General features: G+C 72.2%; 14 protein-coding genes. 12 read left to right on the top strand and 2 right to left on the bottom strand.

All coding sequences use genetic code 11. From position 1 onward, the window contains the following. Positions 1-143: 143 nt before the first annotated feature. Together SCAB_RS45015 and SCAB_RS19455 are read left to right on the top strand one after the other, a co-directional pair. Positions 144-242, top strand: a complete 99-nt coding sequence (locus SCAB_RS45015; RefSeq protein WP_231885089.1) for a DUF4244 domain-containing protein — start codon at positions 144-146, stop codon at positions 240-242. Further along, positions 229-645 carry a TadE family type IV pilus minor pilin gene (locus tag SCAB_RS19455; protein ID WP_013001781.1) on the top strand — a complete coding sequence of 139 codons (417 nt, stop codon included), beginning with the start codon at positions 229-231 and terminating at the stop codon, positions 643-645. Before SCAB_RS45015 ends, SCAB_RS19455 begins: the two co-directional genes overlap by 14 nt. Positions 646-661: 16 nt before the next feature. On the opposite strand, the gene SCAB_RS48555 is transcribed toward SCAB_RS19455, so the two are convergent. Next, positions 662-889, bottom strand: coding sequence for a hypothetical protein (locus SCAB_RS48555; RefSeq protein ID WP_046773834.1), 228 nt, complete (start codon positions 887-889; stop codon positions 662-664). Here SCAB_RS48555 and SCAB_RS19450 point away from each other — a divergent pair. Continuing rightward, complete coding sequence (locus SCAB_RS19450; RefSeq protein ID WP_060878555.1) at positions 852-1,178, top strand: Rv3654c family TadE-like protein; 327 nt, start codon at positions 852-854, stop codon at positions 1,176-1,178. The genes SCAB_RS48555 and SCAB_RS19450 overlap by 38 nt on opposite strands. A gap of 195 nt (positions 1,179-1,373) precedes the next feature. On the opposite strand, the gene SCAB_RS19445 is transcribed toward SCAB_RS19450, so the two are convergent. Continuing rightward, positions 1,374-3,848, bottom strand: a complete 2,475-nt coding sequence (locus SCAB_RS19445) for a DEAD/DEAH box helicase (protein ID WP_013001779.1) — start codon at positions 3,846-3,848, stop codon at positions 1,374-1,376. Between the two features lie 83 nt (positions 3,849-3,931). On the opposite strand from SCAB_RS19445, the gene bldG reads away from it, so the two are divergent. The 9 genes from bldG (at position 3,932) to tmk (ending at position 19,669) form a co-directional block, all read left to right on the top strand. Then, a complete protein-coding gene (bldG, locus tag SCAB_RS19440; RefSeq protein ID WP_005475923.1) occupies positions 3,932-4,273 on the top strand; it encodes an anti-sigma factor antagonist BldG in 342 nt (113 codons plus the stop codon). A 106-nt stretch (positions 4,274-4,379) separates the two neighbouring features. Beyond that, positions 4,380-4,814 carry an ATP-binding protein gene (locus SCAB_RS19435; RefSeq protein ID WP_013001778.1) on the top strand — a complete coding sequence of 145 codons (435 nt, stop codon included), beginning with the start codon at positions 4,380-4,382 and terminating at the stop codon, positions 4,812-4,814. Positions 4,815-5,147: 333 nt separating this feature from the next. Then, the gene (locus SCAB_RS19430; RefSeq protein ID WP_013001776.1) at positions 5,148-7,553 is read left to right on the top strand and encodes a sodium-translocating pyrophosphatase; all 2,406 of its coding nucleotides are present in this window, start codon (positions 5,148-5,150) and stop codon (positions 7,551-7,553) included. A gap of 242 nt (positions 7,554-7,795) precedes the next feature. Further along, entirely contained in the window at positions 7,796-8,407 is a 612-nt protein-coding gene (locus SCAB_RS19425) for a hypothetical protein (protein ID WP_013001775.1), read from the top strand. Positions 8,408-8,531: 124 nt separating this feature from the next. After that, a complete protein-coding gene (locus SCAB_RS19420) occupies positions 8,532-10,064 on the top strand; it encodes a DUF7059 domain-containing protein (protein WP_013001774.1) in 1,533 nt (510 codons plus the stop codon). A gap of 318 nt (positions 10,065-10,382) precedes the next feature. After that, positions 10,383-12,671 (top strand): serine/threonine-protein kinase, encoded by a 2,289-nt coding sequence (locus tag SCAB_RS19415; protein WP_013001773.1) that lies wholly within the window; start codon positions 10,383-10,385, stop codon positions 12,669-12,671. Between the two features lie 98 nt (positions 12,672-12,769). Beyond that, positions 12,770-12,967 (top strand): hypothetical protein, encoded by a 198-nt coding sequence (locus SCAB_RS19410; protein WP_013001772.1) that lies wholly within the window; start codon positions 12,770-12,772, stop codon positions 12,965-12,967. Positions 12,968-13,276: 309 nt separating this feature from the next. Then, entirely contained in the window at positions 13,277-16,123 is a 2,847-nt protein-coding gene (topA, locus tag SCAB_RS19405) for a type I DNA topoisomerase (RefSeq protein WP_013001771.1), read from the top strand. Between the two features lie 213 nt (positions 16,124-16,336). Next, positions 16,337-19,669: a dTMP kinase gene (gene tmk, locus SCAB_RS19400; protein ID WP_013001770.1), complete on the top strand. Its 3,333-nt coding sequence runs from the start codon at positions 16,337-16,339 to the stop codon at positions 19,667-19,669. Positions 19,670-19,715: the final 46 nt, after the last annotated feature.

Genomic DNA, 19,715 nt, shown 5'->3' with positions numbered 1-19,715 from the left:
TCGCGGCAGGTGCCCTCGGCGCCCCTCCATCTCGCGAGTGCTGTCCGTTCTCGTGGGCAGACCCACATGCCTAACTTGCCTTACGCCTCTCCAATAAGTTGACCTGTAGAGACACTTGACAGCACTAGATAAGTGTCCCGGCGGTGGCCTTCGCTGCGGTGCTCTACAAGGTGGTGACCAGCGGGCAGGTCCAGGAGGAGTTGCAGCAGATCGTCGGGCGGGCCCTCAATGGCGGGGTCTGAGCGGCGCGCCGGGCGGGGGCGAGGCGGGGCGCTGGGCGGCGACGGCGGGTTCGTGACGGCCGAGGCGGCCATGGTCCTCCCCGGGATGGTGCTGGTCGCGACGGCGCTCGTGTGGGGACTGTTCGCCGCCTGCGCGCAGATCCAGGTCGTGGACGCCGCCCGGGCCGGCGCGCGGTCGGCAGCCCGGCAGGACCCGTCGGCCACGGTCGTGGCGACCGCGCGGCACACGGCGCCGGACGGGGCGGAGGTGACCGTGAGCCGGGAGGGTGACCTCGTCCGGGTCATGGTCTCGGCCCCGGTGCCGGGGCCGGACGGGCTGGGCATCGACGTGAGCCATGCGGCTGTGGCGCTGGCGGAGGAGACGGTGGGGGCGGCCGGCACGGAGGGGGTGAGGGCCGGGTGAGCACGTCCTCGTGGCTCTACGGGCGGTCCCGGCCCGCTTGGCCGGACCGGTCGATCAGGCCGGGCTGTCCGGCCGGGTCGGCCAGGTCAGCCAGGTCAGCCAGGTCGGGTTGTCCGCCCAGGCCGGCCAGATCGGTCCGGTCGGTTCGGTCAGCCAGGTCGGTCCGGTCGGACAGAGGATCCGCGACCGTCTGGGCGGTCGGTGCGATCGCCGCGCTGTGTGCCGTCTTCGGTGCCGTACTCATGCTGGGGCAGGCCGTGGTGATCCGGCATCAGGCGGCCGCGGCGGCCGACCTCGCGGCCCTCGCCGCCGCCGATCACTGGATGAAGGGCAGCGCGGGGGCCTGTGCGACGGCGCGGCGGGTGGCGAGGGCGCAGGGCGGCGGACTCGTGCGGTGCGAGGTCGAGGGGGAGATCTCGGACGTCACGGCGGTCTCGGACCTGGGGCCCCTCACCGCCGAGGCCAGGGCCAGGGCGGGCCCACCGGTCGCACCCGGCTCACCGGTCCCATCGGGCCCGAGAGCCTCGGGGTAGGGCTGGAGGGCCTCTGGAGAGCCGCTGAAGGGTCGTACAGGCCACCGCGCAGGGCGGGACCGGGAAACCTGTGCGGTCACCCACACGGCGGCGGCCTGCGGGCAGCCACGGCCCCGAGTCGTCAGGTGCCGTAACCCACCCGGGTCCGTGACCCGGGTCGACCCGGAACCCGGGCCCGGGAACCCGCCCGGCGCCTCAGGGCGTCCGGTCCGCCGACGGAGTGTCGGGGGCAGCCCGGAGCAGTTCGGTCAGCAGGCGTACGGCGCCCCGTTTGTGCAGCGGGTCGTTGCCGTTGCCGCACTTGGGGGACTGGATGCAGGACGGGCAGCCGGCGTCGCACTCGCAGGAGGCGATGGCCTGGCGGGTGGCGGTGAGCCAGGCGCGTGCGGTGTGGAAGGCGCGCTCGGCGAAGCCCGCGCCGCCCGGATGGCCGTCGTAGACGAAGACGGTCGGCAGCAGGGTGTCCGGGTGGAGCGGGACGGAGACGCCGCCGATGTCCCAGCGGTCGCAGGTTGCGAAGAGCGGCAGCATGCCGATCGAGGCGTGTTCGGCCGCGTGGAGGGCGCCGCCGAGGATCTCGGGGTTGATGCGGGCCGCGTCGAGCTGGTCCTCGGTGACGGTCCACCAGACCGCGCGGGTGCGCAGCGTACGGGGAGGGAGGTCGAGCTTGGACTCGCCGAGCACCTCACCGGTGATGAGGCGTCGACGGAGGAAGGAGACGACCTGGTTGGTGACTTCGACGGAGCCGTAGCACAAGCGGCCGTCGCCCCAGGGGACTTCGGTGTCCGTCTCCAGGACGGAGATGGCGGTGGTGTCGCGGGCGACGGTCGAGTAGGGCGGGTCGGCCTGTTCGACGAGGGCGACGGAGTCGTCCAGGTCCAGTTCGCGCACCAGGTACGTACGGCCCTGGTGCAGGTGGACCGCGCCCTCGTGCACGGTGGTGTGGGCGGCGCCCGCGTCGACCGTGCCGAGGAGCCGGCCGGTGCCGGTCTCGACGACCTGGACGGGCCGGCCGCCCTGGCCCCGGATGTCGGCGAGGTCGGCGGCCCGCTCGCGGCGGGTCCAGTGCCAGGCCTTGGCGCGGCGGCGGAGCAGTTTCGCGGCCTCCAGCTGCGGCAGCAGTTCCTCGCAGGCGGGTCCGAACAGGGGGAGGTCCTCGTCCGTGAGGGGGAGTTCCGCGGCGGCGGCGCAGAGATGGGGGGCGAGGACGTAGGGGTTGTCGGGGTCGAGGACGGTCGATTCCACCGGTTGGTCGAACAGGGCCTCGGGGTGATGGACCAGGAAGGTGTCCAGCGGGTCGTCGCGGGCGACGAGGACGGCGAGGGCGCCCTGGCCGGCGCGTCCGGCGCGGCCGGCCTGCTGCCACAGGGAGGCGCGGGTGCCCGGGTAGCCGGCGATGAGGACGGCGTCCAGGCCGGAGATGTCGATGCCGAGTTCGAGGGCGGTGGTGGCGGCGAGGCCGAGGAGCTCGCCGGAGTGAAGGGCGCGTTCGAGGGCGCGGCGTTCCTCGGGGAGGTAGCCGCCGCGATAGGCGGCGACGCGCCGGGCGAGGGAGCGGTCGACCTCCGCGAGGCGCTCCTGGGCGATCACGGAGATGAGCTCGGCGCCGCGCCGGGAGCGTACGAAGGCTACCGAGCGGACGCCCTGCACGACCAGGTCGGTCAGCAGGTCGGCCGTCTCCGCGGTCGCGGTGCGCCGCACCGGCGCGCCCTTCTCGCCGTGGAGTTCCGTGAGCGGGGGCTCCCAGAGGGCGAACACCAGTTCACCGCGGGGTGAGGCGTCGTCCGCGACCTCGGTGACCGGGAGACCGGTGAGGCGGCGCGCGGCGACCGAGGGCTCGGCGGCGGTGGCCGAGGCCAGCAGGAAGACGGGCTCGGCGCCGTAACGGGCGCACAGACGCCGCAGGCGGCGCAGGACGTGGGCGACGTGGGAGCCGAAGACGCCCCGGTAGGTGTGGCACTCGTCGATGACGACGTACTTCAGGGCGCGCAGGAAGGAGGACCAGCGGGGGTGGGACGGGAGGATGCCGCGGTGGAGCATGTCGGGGTTGGTGAGGACGTAGTTGGCGTACTGGCGCACCCATTCGCGTTCCTCGACGGGGGTGTCGCCGTCGTACACGGCCGGGCGGACGGCGTTTCCCAGAGGTTGTGAAAATTCCTTCACAGAGCGGCGCTGATCAGCCGCGAGAGCCTTGGTGGGCGCCAGGTAGAGCGCCGTGGCGCCGCGGCCGTTGGGGGCCTCGGAGCCGTCCAGGAGGCGGGACAGGACCGGGACGAGATAGGCCAGCGACTTGCCCGAGGCGGTGCCGGTGGCGACGACGACCGACTCGCCGTCCAACGCGTGCTCGGCCACGCGTGCCTGGTGGGCCCAGGGGTGTTCGATTCCGGCGGCCTGGACGGCGGCGAGCACTTCCGGCCGGATCCGGTCGGGCCAGACGGCATGGCGGCCCGCACGTGGGGGCACATGCTCCGTATGAGTGATGCGCGAAGCCCGGCTCGGCCCCGAGGCGAGCCGGTCCAGGACTGTGCCCGGCGAGGGGCTGGAAGCGGTGTCCGTCGGGGATCGATCGGATCGGTGATTCTTGGCCATCGGCATCGAGTGTGTCACCGGCGTGACGGACAATGGAGCCAAGGCGTCGTGCACGCCTGCCGGTAAGTGATTGAATGCCATCGCGGCTGGCGAACCGTCCCGGGGGCTTTCAAGCCGAGGTGTCCCGAGGGGCGAACGCTCGATAGCAAGGTGCTGGAGGATCCGTGGACCTGTCCCTGTCGACCCGTACTGTCGGCGATCGTACGGTCGTCGAGGTCGGTGGCGAAATCGACGTTTATACCGCGCCCAAGCTGCGTGAGCAGCTGGTCGAGCTGGTCAACGACGGGAGTTTCCACCTCGTCGTCGACATGGAGGGCGTCGACTTCCTCGACTCCACCGGGCTCGGCGTGCTGGTGGGCGGCCTGAAGCGCGTACGGGCCCATGAGGGCTCGCTGCGGCTGGTGTGCAACCAGGAGCGGATTTTGAAGATCTTCCGCATCACCGGTCTGACCAAGGTGTTCCCGATTCACACCTCGGTCGACGAAGCGGTGGCGGCCACCGACTGATCGCGCCCGTCCGGGCCGGCGCCCGGTACGGCAAGAGACAAGTGAGGGGGACCGGGCCCGTGGGCCCGGCCCTCCGACCGCACGCCCGTAGTTCCGAGGGGGATGCATGGCCACCGTTGAACTCCGCTTCAGCGCGCTGCCCGAGCACGTCAGGACCGCCCGACTGGTGGCGGCAGCGGTGGCGCGCAGGGCCGGAGTGGACGAGGCCGTTCTCGACGAGGTCAGGCTGGCCGTCGGCGAGGCGTGCACCCGTGCCGTCGGACTCCATCAGAGCGGCGGTATCTCGGCGCCGGTGCAGGTGTCGCTGATCGAGGAGGAGAAGCAGTTCTCCATCGAGGTCGGGGACGAGGCACCGCACGCCGTGCCCGGTGACAAGTCGTCGGGCGCCGGTGGTGACGTGGACGCTGACATCGAGGAGGACGACATGGGCCTCGCGGTGATCAGTGGTCTCGTCGACGACGTCGAGGTCTCGGCGGGGGAGCACGGCGGACTGATCCGCATGACCTGGCCGACGACACCGTCGGTCGTCGTACTGCCCTGATCGTTCCTTCGACCGCTCCGATCTTCTCAACTTCAAGTAATACCGCCGAGGGCCCTGCTGAGCAGGGCCCTTCGCTTTTTTCCGGCTTTTATTCCGATCACCGTTCATCGGAACACCGGAATTCGTGAAGGAATTCACGATCATTCACGCGATAATTGATCAAGCGTCAATGCCTTTGAGGCGTTACTTCTTTCGAGTAGCGTGGTCGCGCGCGGATCATTTGCTGGCGGGCATGTGAAGACCAATTCCGCTTGCCGTGCACTGTTTTGATCGGGATCTCCTCCCTACAATCCGTCCACATCTTGAGCTCAGCCCAAGCGTCAAGGAGGACGAATGGCGGGGCTTTCTACCCCTCAAAGGTTTGACCAGACCACGGACTTCGCAGCCGCGGTACTGACCGACGACAACCGGATCATCGTTCTGGTGATCGGCTTCGTCGCCCTGGCCGCGCTCGCCGTCGCCGGGGTCCTGGTACGCCAGGTGCTCGCAGCGGGCGAGGGCACCGACAGCATGAAGAAGATCGCGACGGCGATCCAGGAAGGCGCCAACGCCTATCTGGCCCGGCAGTTGCGCACGCTCGGTGTATTCGCCGTGGTCGTGTTCTTCCTGCTGCTGTTGCTGCCCGCGGACGACTGGAATCAGCGCGCCGGCCGCTCGGTCTTCTTCTTGATCGGCGCGGCGTTCTCGGCGGCCACCGGCTATATCGGTATGTGGCTCGCCGTGCGCAGCAATGTGCGCGTCGCCGCGGCGGCCCGGGAAGCGACACCGGCGGAAGGAGAACCGGAAAAGGATCTCACCGCCGTCTCGCACAAGGCGATGAAGATCGCATTTCGCACCGGCGGCGTCGTCGGGATGTTCACCGTGGGCCTCGGGCTCCTCGGGGCAGCCTCCGTGGTCCTCGTGTACGCGGCCGACGCGCCCAAGGTGCTGGAGGGCTTCGGTCTCGGGGCCGCCCTCATCGCCATGTTCATGCGTGTCGGCGGCGGCATCTTCACCAAGGCCGCCGACGTCGGCGCCGACCTGGTCGGCAAGGTTGAGCAGGGCATTCCGGAGGACGACCCGCGCAATGCCGCGACCATCGCCGACAACGTGGGCGACAACGTCGGCGACTGCGCGGGCATGGCGGCGGACCTCTTCGAGTCGTACGCCGTGACCCTCGTCGCCGCGCTGATCCTCGGGAAGGCCGCGTTCGGCGACTCCGGGCTCGCGTTCCCGCTGATCGTTCCCGCGATCGGCGTGCTCACCGCGATGGTCGGCATCTTCGCGGTGGCACCCCGCCGCAGCGACCGCAGCGGAATGTCGGCCATCAACCGCGGCTTCTTCATCTCCGCGGTGATCTCGCTGGTCCTCGTCGCCGTCGCCGTCTACGCCTACCTGCCGTCCTCGTACGCCGACCTCGAAGGCGTCACGGACACGGCGATCGCGGGCCACGACGGCGATCCAAGGGTCCTCGCCGTCCTCGCGGTGGCCATCGGCATCGTGCTGGCCGCGCTGATCCAGCAGCTGACCGGCTACTTCACCGAGACCACCCGGCGTCCCGTGAAGGACATCGGCAAGAGTTCGCTCACCGGCGCGGCCACGGTCGTCCTCGCCGGCATCTCCATCGGACTCGAATCGGCTGTCTACACCGCGCTGTTGATCGGGCTCGGCGTCTACGGGGCGTTCCTGCTCGGCGGTACGTCGATCATGCTCGCGCTGTTCGCGGTGGCGCTGGCCGGCACCGGCCTGCTCACCACGGTCGGCGTCATCGTCGCCATGGACACCTTCGGGCCGGTCTCCGACAACGCGCAGGGCATCGCCGAGATGTCCGGCGACGTCGAGGGCGCCGGCGCGCAGGTGCTCACCGACCTGGACGCCGTCGGCAACACCACCAAGGCCATCACCAAGGGCATCGCCATCGCCACGGCCGTCCTCGCGGCCGCCGCGCTGTTCGGCTCGTACCGCGACGCGATCCTCACGGCCGCGAACGACGTCGGCGAGAAGGTCTCCGGCGAAGGCGCGCCCATGAACCTGATGATGGACATCTCGCAGCCCAACAACCTGGTCGGGCTCGTCGCGGGCGCCGCGGTCGTCTTCCTCTTCTCGGGGCTGGCGATCAACGCGGTCGCGCGGTCGGCCGGTTCGGTGGTCTACGAGGTGCGGCGGCAGTTCCGCGAGCGGCCCGGGATCATGGACTACACCGAGCAGCCGCAGTACGGCCGGGTCGTCGACATCTGCACCAAGGACGCCCTGCGGGAGCTGGCCACGCCCGGTCTGCTCGCCGTCATGGCACCCATCGCGATCGGGTTCACGCTCGGCGTCGGGGCGCTGGGGGCGTATCTCGCGGGCGCGATCGGCACGGGCACGCTGATGGCGGTGTTCCTCGCCAACTCCGGTGGTGCGTGGGACAACGCCAAGAAGCTCGTCGAGGACGGCCACCACGGCGGCAAGGGCAGCGAGGCGCACGCCGCGACCGTCATCGGCGACACCGTGGGCGACCCGTTCAAGGACACGGCGGGACCGGCCATCAACCCGCTGCTGAAGGTGATGAACCTCGTCGCGCTGCTCATCGCGCCCGCGGTCGTCCAGTTCAGCTACGGCGAGGACAAGAGCGTCGCGCTGCGCGTCGCCATCGCGGTGGTCTCGATCGCCGTGATCGTCGGGGCGGTGTACGTGTCCAAGCGGCGCGGGATCGCCGTGGGCGACGAGGGCAACGCCGAGCGGGTGGCCAATTCGGCGGACCCGGCGGTGGTTTCGTAGAAGGCCTCGGCCCGGTCTCCTGACCGGGCGCCGGGCCGAGAGCCGGACCGGACCTGCGAGGGCCCAGCTCAAAGGGCGGGCGGGCGACGTGCGTTGACACGTCGCCCGCCCGCTCGCGTTCCTGTCGCCCGTTCTCCGTGAGCCTTCTCTCTCTTGGTGCAAATGGTTACAAAAGGGTGCACTGGGGGTGCTCGGCACACAGCTGCCACCCATGTGGCGTGTATGTTCCGGGGCCGAGAGCCATGGAAGGGACCGATCCGGTGAACAAGAAGCTCGCTGCCGCACTGTCCGGCGGTGCGGTACTGGTACTGGCGCTGTCCGGCTGCAGCAGCGACGACAAGACGAACGACAAGCTGAACTCCTGGGCCAAGCAGGTCTGTGACTCCGTGCAGCCGCAGATCAGGAAGATCGCGGCGGCCAACGCCTCGATCCAGAAGGAGACCTCGGACGACAGCGCTCCGGCGGACGTGCAGAAGGCCGACTCGCAGGGCTTCCAGGACATCTCCGACGCGTACAAGGCGATGGCCACGGCCATTCAGCGGGCCGGGGCGCCCGACGTCGAGGACGGCGCGAAGAAGCAGAAGGCCGCCGTCGCCGAGCTGAACCAGCTGTCCGCCGCCTATGGCGAGCTGAAGAAGAAGTCGGACGCGCTGAACACCAAGGACCAGGCGAAGTTCGCCGACGGTCTCGAAGGGGTCGCCACCGAGCTGGAGAAGCTCAGCAAGACCGGGAGCGACGCGCTGAAGGAGCTGGAGCAGGGCGAGGTGGGCCAGGCGATGGCCGAGCAGCCGAGCTGCAAGTCCGCCACCGCCCCCGGGATCCCGTCCGTACCGGCCACGTCCAGCCAGGGCTGAGCGGGGGTCCGCCCCGGCCGCTGCTGAACTGCCGCGGCCGTACGGCGGCGCGGACGTCGGCGCGGACTGCGGCGCGGTCGTCGGCAGCCGAGCGGCGCCGCGCCGCGCGACTACGCTGGGCGGCGTGAGTGACTCCAGCCTGTCTTCCCTGCCCTCCACCGACCGGTCCGACGTCGCCGCGCGGCTTCGGAAGGCGCTGATCGGTGCCGAATTCACCGCCGACGGGCTTCTCGAACTGCTCGGTGCCTCCGCGTACGCGGCCCTGGCGCGCAGTGAGGTCGTGCCGGCGCTCAGGGCGACGCGCGGGGACACCGCGCTGGCGGCGCTCGTACGCCTGTTCCTGCTGCAACAGGCGGTTCCCCGTGCCCGGGTGGAGGCCGTGCTGCCGCTCGACGCGTGCGTCGAGAGTGGCTGGCTCGTTCCCGCCGGTGCGGACGGCGACGGGATCGCCGCCGCCGTCGACGTACGCCCGTACGGCGGACCCGACGGTGAGGACTGGTTCATCGTGTCCGACCTGGGTTGCGCGGTCGGCGGGGCCGGAGGGATCGGCAGCCGGGACGAGGGTGTGGTGCTGGGGGTCGGTGGCGCGTCCACGACCCTGGCCGGGATCACCGTGCGGACGCCCGTCGGCTCCGCGCTCGACCTCGGGACCGGCTCCGGCATTCAGGCCCTGCACGCCACGCGGCACGCCACGCGCGTGACGGCCACCGATCTCAACCCGCGCGCGCTGCACATCACGGCGCTCACGCTGGCGCTCTCCGGTGTGCCGGCGGCCGATCTGCGCCAGGGCTCGCTCTTCGAGCCGGTCCGGGCCGACGAGCGGTACGACCTCGTCGTGTCCAATCCGCCGTTCGTGATCTCACCGGGCGCGCGGCTGACCTACCGCGACGGCGGGATGGGCGGGGACGATCTGTGCCGCACGCTCGTCGCGCAGTCGGGGGAGCGCCTGAACGAGGGCGGGTTCGCGCAGTTCCTCGCCAACTGGCAGCACGTGGAGGGCGAGGACTGGCAGGAGCGGCTCCGGTCCTGGGTGCCGCGCGGGTGCGACGCGTGGATCGTGCAGCGGGAGGTCCAGGACGTCACGCAGTACGCGGAATTGTGGCTGCGGGACGCGGGAGACCACCGCGGTGACGTGGCCGAGTACCGGGCGCGGTACGACGCGTGGCTCGACGAGTTCGAGGCGCGGAAGGTCAAGGGTGTCGGGTTCGGGTGGATCACGCTGCGGAAGACGGCGGCCGCGGACTCCGCTCCCTCGATCACCATCGAGGAGTGGCCGCATCCGGTCGAACAACCGCTCGGCGAGGCGGTGCGGCAGCACTTCGCGCGCGTCGACTACCTGCGGTCGAACGACGACGCGGCGCTCCTCGCCGCACACTTCCGGCTGACCACCGAGGTCGTCCAGGAGCAGGTCGGGCTGCCCGGTGCCGAGGACCCCGAACACGTGGTGCTGCGTCAGAACCGGGGCATGCGCCGGGCCACGAAGGTGGACACGGTCGGCGCGGGATTCGCCGGTGTGTGCGACGGCACGCTCAGCGCGGGGCGGATTCTGGACGCCATCGCCCAGCTCGTCGGCGAGGACGCGGTGGCGCTGCGCGACCGGACGCCCGGTCAGATCCGGCTCCTCGTCGAACAGGGGTTCCTCGAACCGGTCCGGTGAGCCGTCTGCCGTCTGCCGTCTGCCACTTGTGACCTGCCGCCTGCCGCTGCCGCCTGTCCATTCGTCGTCATCGCGCCGGGTCCGCGCGCCCGGTGACGATTTCCGGACCGTCCGGTGACCGTACCGGTGCCCCGCGCTGCGCCCCTTCCTGTGACCTCTGGGGCGTATGAGCATCCCTGGAGCGCATGTACTCCTTGTGTCTGGATTGATACGTAAAAGGGCTCCTGTCAGTGGTGCGTGCGAAGCTATTTTCAAGAGACGGATTCGACGTGTCCTCGGGGGAGGCACGCGCTGTCTCTGGGGGAGCGGGGGGTCGCGATGGCTGGGGAGCCGGAGCAGGGCCAGGGCAGGATCATCAACAACCGGTACCGGCTGCTGCGCACTCTGGGCGCGGGCGGCATGGGTCGGGTCTGGCTCGCGTACGACGAGGAGCTGGCCTGCGAGGTCTCCATGAAGGAGATCTCCCTGCCCGACGTCCCGGTCGACGCGACCGAGCCCGCCCAGCGCATTGCACGGGCCCGTAGCGAGGCCCGGCACGCCGCGCGGCTGCGCGGACACCCGCATGTGGCGACGGTCCACGACGTGGTGCTGCACGAGGGCCTGCCGTGGATCGTCATGGAGTACGTGCCGGACGCGATCGACCTCCAGGCGGTCGTACGCCGGCGGGGACCGCTCGCGCCCGAGCAGGTCGCCCGGATCGGGCTCGCCGTCCTCGACGCCCTCACCGCGGGCCACCGGATCGGCATCCTGCACCGCGATGTCAAACCGGCCAACATCCTGCTGGCCGCCGACGCCTCGGGCGACCTCTACGCCCGTGTGCTGCTCACCGACTACGGCATCGCCCTCCAGCCCGAGTCCCGCGAGCCCCGGCTCACCGCGACCGCCGGCATCCTCGGCACCCCCGGATATCTGGCGCCGGAGCGTGCGCGGGGCGAGCCGCCCACCCCGGCCGCCGACCTGTTCTCGCTCGGCGCGACGCTGTACGCGGCGGTGGAGGGCCGCGGCCCGTTCGACCGGCACGGCGAGTACGCGACGCTCACCGCCCTGCTCGGAGAGGAGCCGACACCGCCCGCCCGCGCCGGTGAACTCGCCTCCGTCCTGCACGGACTGCTCATCAAGGACCCGGTGCGCCGGCTGTCGCCGGAGGCGGCGGCACGCGGACTGCAGCGGGTGGCCGGAGCGGGCGGTGAACCGGCCACGCCGGGCTGGGGAGCCACCCCCGCGTCCCCGCCCGGCGCCTTCGGTCCGGCCCCCGGCACCCCGGGTACGCCCGGCGGACACGGCGCCGCCGGTGCGCCCCCGGGGTACGTGGCGAGCGCCCCGCCCGGGTACGTCGCCGCCGGTCAGCACGGCCTCGGCGGCACCCCGAACACGCCCGGCGCACCTCATTCGCCGTACACCCCGAACACGCCCGGTGTACCCCAGTCGCCGTACACCCCGAACACGCCCGGCGGACCCCAGTCGCCGTACACCCCGAACACACCGGGCGCCCCCCACACGCCGTACGCGCCGCAGGCTCCCGGAGCCCCGCACACCCCCGGCGCGTCACCCGCCGCGCCGAACACCCCGCACACCCCGGCGGGCGGCCCGGGGGCGTACGACCCGTGGCAGCAGGGGCAGCAGCCGCGCGGTCCCTACGGCGGCTACAACCCGTACGGGGGAGGCGCGGCCGGGAACGCGGGGTTCCCGACCGTCACGGCCGGGGGACCGCCGCCCGGTGGGCCCCGGCGCAGGACGCCCGCGGCGGCGATCGTCGGGATCGTGGTCGCCGTGCTGCTGGTGGCGGGCGGCGGGACCTGGGCCGCGATCCACTTCTCGGGCGATCAGGACACCGGAGGCTCCGACACGTCCAAGGAGCGCGAGCCGCAGCCGGGCTCGGAGTACCCCTACGGCGAGCAGGCCGCCCTCAAGAAACCGCTGGAGGTGGGGGACTGCGTGAAGGCGGTCTGGACGGGCACGGCGTTCGACTCGGTGCCCGACCTCGGCGTGGTCGACTGCGCCGAGGACTGGCCGGACGGCCAGGTCGTCGCGGTGGAGCGGGCCTCGGACCACGCCGACGCGAAGGCCGGCGGCGCGCGGCGCTGCGCCGCGCAGGCGGACACGATCGCCGAGGCCCTGCCCGACGCGGGGGTCTACGCGCTCGTCCCCTCGAAGGAGGGCTTCACCACGGCCAAGGGCGGTACGGCGTGCCTCGTCCTCGGCAGGCACGTCCCGATCGGCGGCGAGGTGGGCCGGCTCAGGGACGTGGGCATGAACCTGTGGCCCACGCAGATGGCCGTCGGCGACTGCTGGGACTACACCACCAGGGAGGACGACGAGGGGTACGACGCCCCGCTGACCGACTGTGCCGAAGCGCACACCGACCAGGTCGTCGGCTCGGTCCAGGCGCCCGCCAACATGACCTTCGACGGCGCCCTCGCCGAAGGCGGAAAGCTGTGCACCAACCGGTTCGAGTCGAGTTGGGCGCCCGGCACCGAGCTCATCGTGTCGGGATGGGTGTCCGACAAGGACGAATGGAAGAAGGGCTTCAGCAAGGTGGTGTGCACGGTGCGCAACGCCGACGTGTCGAAGACGACCGGGAAGATACGCACACCCGGCTCGGTCTGAGGGACGGTACGCCTCGCGTTCACCTCGGGTTCGCGCGCCCGCCGCCCGTCCGTGCCAGCCTCCCGTCCCGGGGTGGTCGAGGGGTGGGAGGACGGGACATGGAGAGCGGACCGGCGATCTTCGTGGGAGGGGTGTTCGCCCTGTTCGGGGGCGCGCTGTTGCTGTGGACCGTGTCGCGGCTGCGCCGGGGTGAGCCGGTCGCCCAGGGGGTGCGCCCGGCGCTGTCGGCGTCGCTCGCGAGCGGCACGGCGGTCACCGCCCTCGTGCTCGGCGCGTGGTGCCTCACCCGCGTCTGAGAGGGGCCGGGCGGCCGGGGCCGACGGGCGTGCGAGGTAACCGAGATGTGACGCTCCGCATACTCCCCGAAAGGGTCGCTGCACACGCCGGGCGGCAGGAATGGCGGTAGTCGGGTTACCGTTCGAGTGGCCGTTGCGGGCTTTTCCCGTTTGACACGGGGGCGGGATGTACCGTCACACTCCGCAGCGTCAGCATGACCCGACCCCCGGGCCGGCCGCCGAGCCCCGTGCGCGGCTACGGCCTCCGGGGGTGCCGCCCCGGGACGCCAGCCTGGGGGGACCCAGCGTCGACCGGAGAGAAGAGCGAAGTTGTCCCCGACCAGCGAGACCGCGAAGGGCGGCCGCCGACTCGTCATTGTCGAGTCGCCTGCCAAGGCGAAGACGATCAAGGGCTATCTCGGCCCCGGCTACATCGTCGAGGCGAGCGTGGGGCACATCCGCGACCTTCCCAACGGCGCCGCGGAGGTGCCCGAGCAGTACACCGGCGAGGTGCGCCGCCTAGGCGTGGACGTCGAGCACGACTTCGCGCCCGTCTACGTGGTCAACGCGGACAAGAAGGCGCAGGTCAGGAAGCTCAAGGATCTCCTGAAGGAATCCGACGAACTCTTCCTCGCCACCGATGAGGACCGCGAGGGCGAGGCCATCGCCTGGCACCTCCAGGAGGTGCTCAAGCCCAAGGTCCCGGTCAAGCGGATGGTCTTCCACGAGATCACCAAGGCCGCGATCCAGGCCGCCGTCGCCAACCCGCGCGAGCTGAACCAGCGCCTCGTCGACGCCCAGGAGACCCGACGCATCCTCGACCGTCTCTACGGCTACGAGGTCTCGCCGGTCCTGTGGAAGAAGGTCATGCCGCGGCTGTCGGCGGGCCGCGTCCAGTCCGTCGCGACCCGGCTCGTCGTGGAGCGGGAGCGGGAGCGCATCGCGTTCCGCTCGGCCGAGTACTGGGACCTGACCGGCACCTTCGCCACCGGCCGCGCCGGTGACGCCTCCGACCCGGCGTCCCTGGTCGCCCGTCTGCAGTCCGTGGACGGCCGCCGGGTCGCGCAGGGCCGCGACTTCGACTCGGTCGGGCAGCTCAAGGGCGCGAACGTCCTGCACCTGGACGAGGCGAACGCGCGTGCGCTGGCCGCCGCCCTGGAGAACACCCGCTTCTCGGTCCGGTCCGTCGAGTCCAAGCCGTACCGCCGCTCGCCGTACGCCCCCTTCCGCACGACGACGCTCCAGCAGGAGGCCTCGCGCAAGCTGGGCTTCGGTGCGAAGGCGACGATGCAGGTGGCGCAGAAGCTGTACGAGAACGGCTTCATCACCTATATGCGTACGGACTCCACGACGCTCAGCGAGACCGCCGTGGCCGCCGCCCGTGCCCAGGTCACCCAGCTGTACGGCGCCGACTACCTGCCGGCGCAGCCGCGGACGTACGCCGGGAAGGTCAAGAACGCGCAGGAGGCGCACGAGGCGATCCGGCCCTCGGGTGATCGTTTCCGTACGCCCGCCGAGACCGGTCTGACCGGCGACCAGTTCAAGCTCTACGAGCTGATCTGGAAGCGGACCGTCGCCTCCCAGATGAAGGACGCGACCGGCAACAGCGTCACCGTCAAGATCGGCGGCACCGCCTCCGACGGCCGGGACGCCGAGTTCAGCGCCTCCGGCAAGACGATCACGTTCCACGGCTTCCTCAAGGCCTACGTCGAGGGCGCCGACGACCCGAACGCCGAGCTGGACGACCGCGAGCGCAGGCTGCCGCAGGTCGGCGAGGGCGACGCGCTGTCCGCCGAGCAGATCACGGTCGACGGGCACGCCACCAAGCCCCCGGCCCGCTACACCGAGGCGTCGCTGGTCAAGGAGCTCGAAGAGCGCGAGATCGGCCGCCCGTCGACGTACGCGTCGATCATCGGCACCATCCTCGACCGGGGCTATGTCTTCAAGAAGGGCACGGCCCTCGTGCCGTCCTTCCTGAGCTTCGCCGTGGTCAACCTGCTGGAGAAGCACTTCGGGCGGCTCGTCGACTACGACTTCACCGCCAAGATGGAGGACGACCTCGACCGCATCGCGCGCGGCGAGGCCCAGGCCGTGCCGTGGCTGAAGCGGTTCTACTTCGGCGAGGGCACGGGCTCCGGCGGCACTGCGGCCGAGGCCGGCAACGGCGACGGGGACCACCTCGGCGGCCTGAAGGAACTGGTCACCGACCTGGGCGCGATCGACGCCCGCGAGGTGTCGTCGTTCCCCGTCGGCGACGGCATCGTGCTGCGCGTCGGGCGCTACGGCCCGTACATCGAGCGCGGTGAGAAGGACGCGGAAGGGCATCAGCGGGCCGACGTGCCCGAGGACATGGCCCCCGACGAGCTGAGCGTCGAACTCGCCGAGGAACTGCTCGCCAAGCCCAGCGGCGACTTCGAGCTGGGCGCCGACCCGGCGACGGGCCATCAGATCATCGCCCGCGACGGGCGCTACGGCCCGTACGTCACCGAGGTGCTCCCCGAGGGCACCCCGAAGACCGGCAAGAACGCGGTCAAGCCGCGCACGGCCTCGCTGTTCAAGTCGATGTCGCTGGACACGGTGACCCTCGCCGACGCGCTGAAGCTGATGTCGCTGCCGCGCGTGGTCGGCGCCGACGCCGAGGGCCAGGAGATCACCGCGCAGAACGGCCGGTACGGGCCCTATCTGAAGAAGGGCACGGACTCGCGCTCGCTGCAGACCGAGGACCAGCTCTTCACGATCACCCTCGAAGAGGCGCTGGCGATCTACGCCCAGCCCAAGCAGCGCGGGCGGGCCGCCGCCAAGCCGCCGCTGAAGGAACTGGGCGAGGACCCGGTCAGCGCGAAGCCGGTCGTGGTGAAGGACGGCCGCTTCGGGCCGTACGTCACCGACGGCGAGACCAACGCGACGCTGCGGTCCGGGGACAGCGTGGAGGAGATCACTCCCGAGCGCGGGTACGAACTGCTCGCGGAGAAGCGGGCGAAGGGCCCCGCCAAGAAGACGGCCAAGAAGGCGCCGGCGAAGAAGACGGCGACCAAGACCGCGGCGAAGAAGGCCGCGCCGGCGAAGAAGACCGCTGCCGCGAAGACGGCTGCTTCGAAGACGGCCGCGGCGAAGAAGGCGGCTCCCGCGAAGAAGGCGGCTGCGAAGAAGGCGACGTCGGCCGGGGAGAGCGCCTAGTCGCTCGGGGGTGCGGGTTGTTCGGCGACCGTGCCCATGGCGTGGTCGGTCGCGCAGTTCCCCGCGCCCCTGACGGGCGCCCGTGCGCGGCGGTGGCCGGAAGTGCCTGCCTTCGCCTCGTCGGATGTGTGTGTTTCGTGTGACTTGGTCGTGCGCCGTGCGTGCGTTCGGGCGCTGCTTCTGGGTGTCGGTGCGTGCCGATAGGCTGAAAGCATGATGCGAGCCGAGCAGCCTACGGCCCACGACCCGGCCTCCGACGACGCCCTGGCAGCCGACTCCAGGGAGCGCGCCGTCCGGGCGCTGCTGCGTCGGCCGCAGCTGAAACGGTTGTGGGGCGCACAGCTCGTGGGCGGGGTCGGCGATGTCCTCGCCCTGTTCGTGCTGGTGCTCCTCGCCTTCCAGGCGTCGATCGCCGAGGGGGCGTTCGGCGGTGGATACCGGGGTGTCGCACTCACCGTGGCCGCCGTCTTCGGTACGCGCGCCCTCGCGACCCTGCTCTTCGGGGCCGTACTCCTCGGCCCGCTCACCTCGCTGACCGCGCAGGAGGGCCCCCTCGACCGCCGCTGGACCATGGTCGGCGCGGACGGGGTGCGGATCCTGCTGCTGATCGTCGCCCCCCTGTGGATCGACTGGACGACGGACAACGCGCTCGCGGTGCTGCTGGTCACCGCGTTCGTGGTCGGGGTCGCCGAGCGGTTCTGGACAGTCTGCCGGGAGAGCGCGGCACCCGCGCTGCTGCCCGCGCCACCGCTGGAGGGCGCGACCGTACGGCCGCTGCCGGACCACATGGACGCGTTGCGGCGCCTGGCACTGCGCACGACGTTCGTCGCCGTGCCTCTCGCGGCCGTCGTCCTCGTCGTCGCGTCCCTGCTCAACAACCTGCTGGGCGCGGGGCTCGACTGGTTCGCGCAGCACCAGGCCGCGCTCGCCTCGTACGTCGCCGCCGGGCTGTTCGCCGCCTCGCTGTCGCTGGTGACGTTCCTCGAACTGCCCAGGACCCGCACCCCGCGCGCGCGGTCGCCGCTGGAGGGGCTGCGCCGGCCCCGGACCGGCACCGGTGTGGACAAGGGCCGTACGGGCGCGATCCCGCTCCTGGTGCCGGCCTGCGGTGCGGTCGCCGGTGCGATCGCCGCCGTCGTCGCCGTGGCCGTGCTGCACGCCAAGGACCTGGGCGGCGGGCCGGTGCTGTTCGGGCTGTTCGTCGCCGCGGTGACCGGTGGTGTGGGCGTCGGGATCCGACGGGCGCCGTCCGTGCTGCCCTCGCTGTCCCGGCGCCGGCTGCTCGCCCTCGCGATCGCCTTCACCGGTGTCGCCCTGCTCGCCGCGGGACTGACGCCGGACGTCACCAGCGTGGTGCTGATCCTGGGGCTGGCCGGCGTCGGCGCGGGCATCGCCGCGAACACCGGGCACACCCTGCTGGACCAGGAGGCCGAGGACTTCCGGCGGGCGCGGACCACCGAGCATCTGCACGCCGTCGTACGGGTGTTCGTGGCGGTGGCGGCGCTCGTGGCGCCGCTGGTCGCCGCGGCCATCGGGCCGCACCGGCTGGAGAGCGGGAAGTTCGTGTTCGCGCACGGAGGCGCGGCGTTCACGCTGATGCTGGTGGGGGCGCTGCTGCTGCCGGTGGCCGCGCTCGTGCTGGCGAAGGTCGACGACCGTTCCGGGGTGCCACTGCGGCAGGATCTGCGGGACGCGCTGCTGAAGGGCGACGACCCCGTGCAGGCACCCGCGGCCACGGGGTTCTTCATCGCCCTGGAGGGCGGTGACGGGGCCGGGAAGTCCACCCAGGTCGAGGCGCTCGCCGAGTGGGTCCGGGCCAAGGGGCACGAGGTCGTGGTGACGCGGGAGCCGGGGGCCACCCCGGTGGGCAAGCGGCTGCGGTCGATCCTGCTGGACGTGTCGAGCGCCGGGCTGTCGCACCGGGCCGAGGCGCTGCTCTACGCCGCCGACCGCGCCGAGCACGTGGACACGGTGGTGCGTCCCGCGCTGGAGCGGGGCGCCGTCGTCATCTCCGACCGGTACATCGACTCGTCCGTGGCGTACCAGGGGGCCGGGCGCGACCTCTCGCCCACCGAGATCGCCCGGATCTCGCGGTGGGCGACCGACGGGCTCGTGCCGCATCTGACCGTGCTGCTGGACGTGTCGCCCGAGGCGGCGCGCGAGCGGTTCACCGAGGCGCCGGACCGGCTGGAGTCGGAGCCGGCGGAGTTCCACGAGCGCGTGCGCGCGGGGTTCCTGACGCTGGCCGCCGCGGACGCCGGACGGTACCTGGTCGTCGACGCCGCGCAGGACCCGGAGGCCGTGACCACCGTGGTCCGGGCGCGGCTCGATGTGATGCTGCCGCTGTCCGAGGCCGAGGTGCGGGCGCAGGAGGAGGCCCGGCGCAAGGCCGAGGAGGAGGCGCGGCGCAAGGCCGAGGAGGAGGCCGCGCGCAAGGCCGAGGAGGAGCGGCTGGAGCGGGAGCGCCAGGAGGAGCTGGCGCGGCTGCGGGCCGAGGAGGAGGAGCGCAAGCGGCGCGAGCTGGAGGAGGCTCAGCGCCGCGAGGCGGAGCGGCAGGCCGAGGAGGCCCGGCAGCGGGCCGAGGAGGCGCGCCGCCGTGCCGAGGAGGAGCAGGCGCGGCTCCTCGCGGAGGAGAAGGCCCGTGCCGCGGAGGAGGAACGGCGGCGGGTCGAGGAGGAGCGGCGCCGCAAGCAGGCCGCGGAGGAGCAGCGGCTGCGGGCGGAGGCGGAGGCGCTCCGTCTGGAGAAGCAGCGGAAGGCCGAGGAGGCGCTGCTCCGCGCCGAGGAGGCACGGCGGGTGGCCGCCGCGGCGGAGGCCGAGCGGGCCGCTCGGGCCGAGGCCGAACGGGTCGCGGCGGAGCGGGCCGAGGCGGAGCGCGCGGCCGAGGCCGACCGTGAGGCCAGGGCCGAGGCGGAGCGGGCCGCGGCCGCCCGGCGGGCCGCGGCGGAGGCCGAGCGGGGCGCTGGGCGGGAGCAGGCCGGCGGGGGTTCCGGTGCGGGCTCCGGCAGGGGTTCCGGGAGCGACGACGCGGTCACGGTGGCCACGCCGTTCGTGACGCCGACGAACGCGTCGGGCGGGCCCGCGGACGAGACGGCCGTGCTGCCTCCGGTGCGGGAGGACGGGCCGGGTCCGGCCGGTTCGCCGCGAGTGTCCGGATCTTCGCGTGCGGCGGACTCCGAGACGACGGCGAAGCTGCCCAAGCCGCCGGTACCACCGGCGGGGGCGGCCGCGGAGGACGAGACCGCCGTGCTGCCGCCGGTACCGCCGGGCGCGGCGGACGAGACGGCGGTGCTGCCTCCGGTGCGGGACGACCGGGTGCCGCCGGGGTACTTCCGGGACGAGCGGCCCGCGCCCGACGGGGCGGAGGGGCGCACGCGCGAACTCCCGCAGGTCGACGAGCAGGGGACGCCACGGCGCCGCCCCCGGTCGGACTGGGCCGAGGAGACCCCGCTGGACGATCTGCCCACGCTGGCGGACGAACTGCTCGGGTCGCACGACGAGGACGACACCGACGAGGGGCGGGGCTGGCGGCGCCGACGCCGGTGAGCCGGGCCCGGTGAGCGGTGCCGGGCCTGGTTGTCGGTGGGGTCGC

The organism is Streptomyces scabiei 87.22, from assembly GCF_000091305.1.
In the GTDB taxonomy this organism is placed as follows: domain Bacteria; phylum Actinomycetota; class Actinomycetes; order Streptomycetales; family Streptomycetaceae; genus Streptomyces; species Streptomyces scabiei.
Note: the sequence above shows the minus strand (reverse complement) of the source record. Positions and strands in the feature narration are given on the sequence as shown.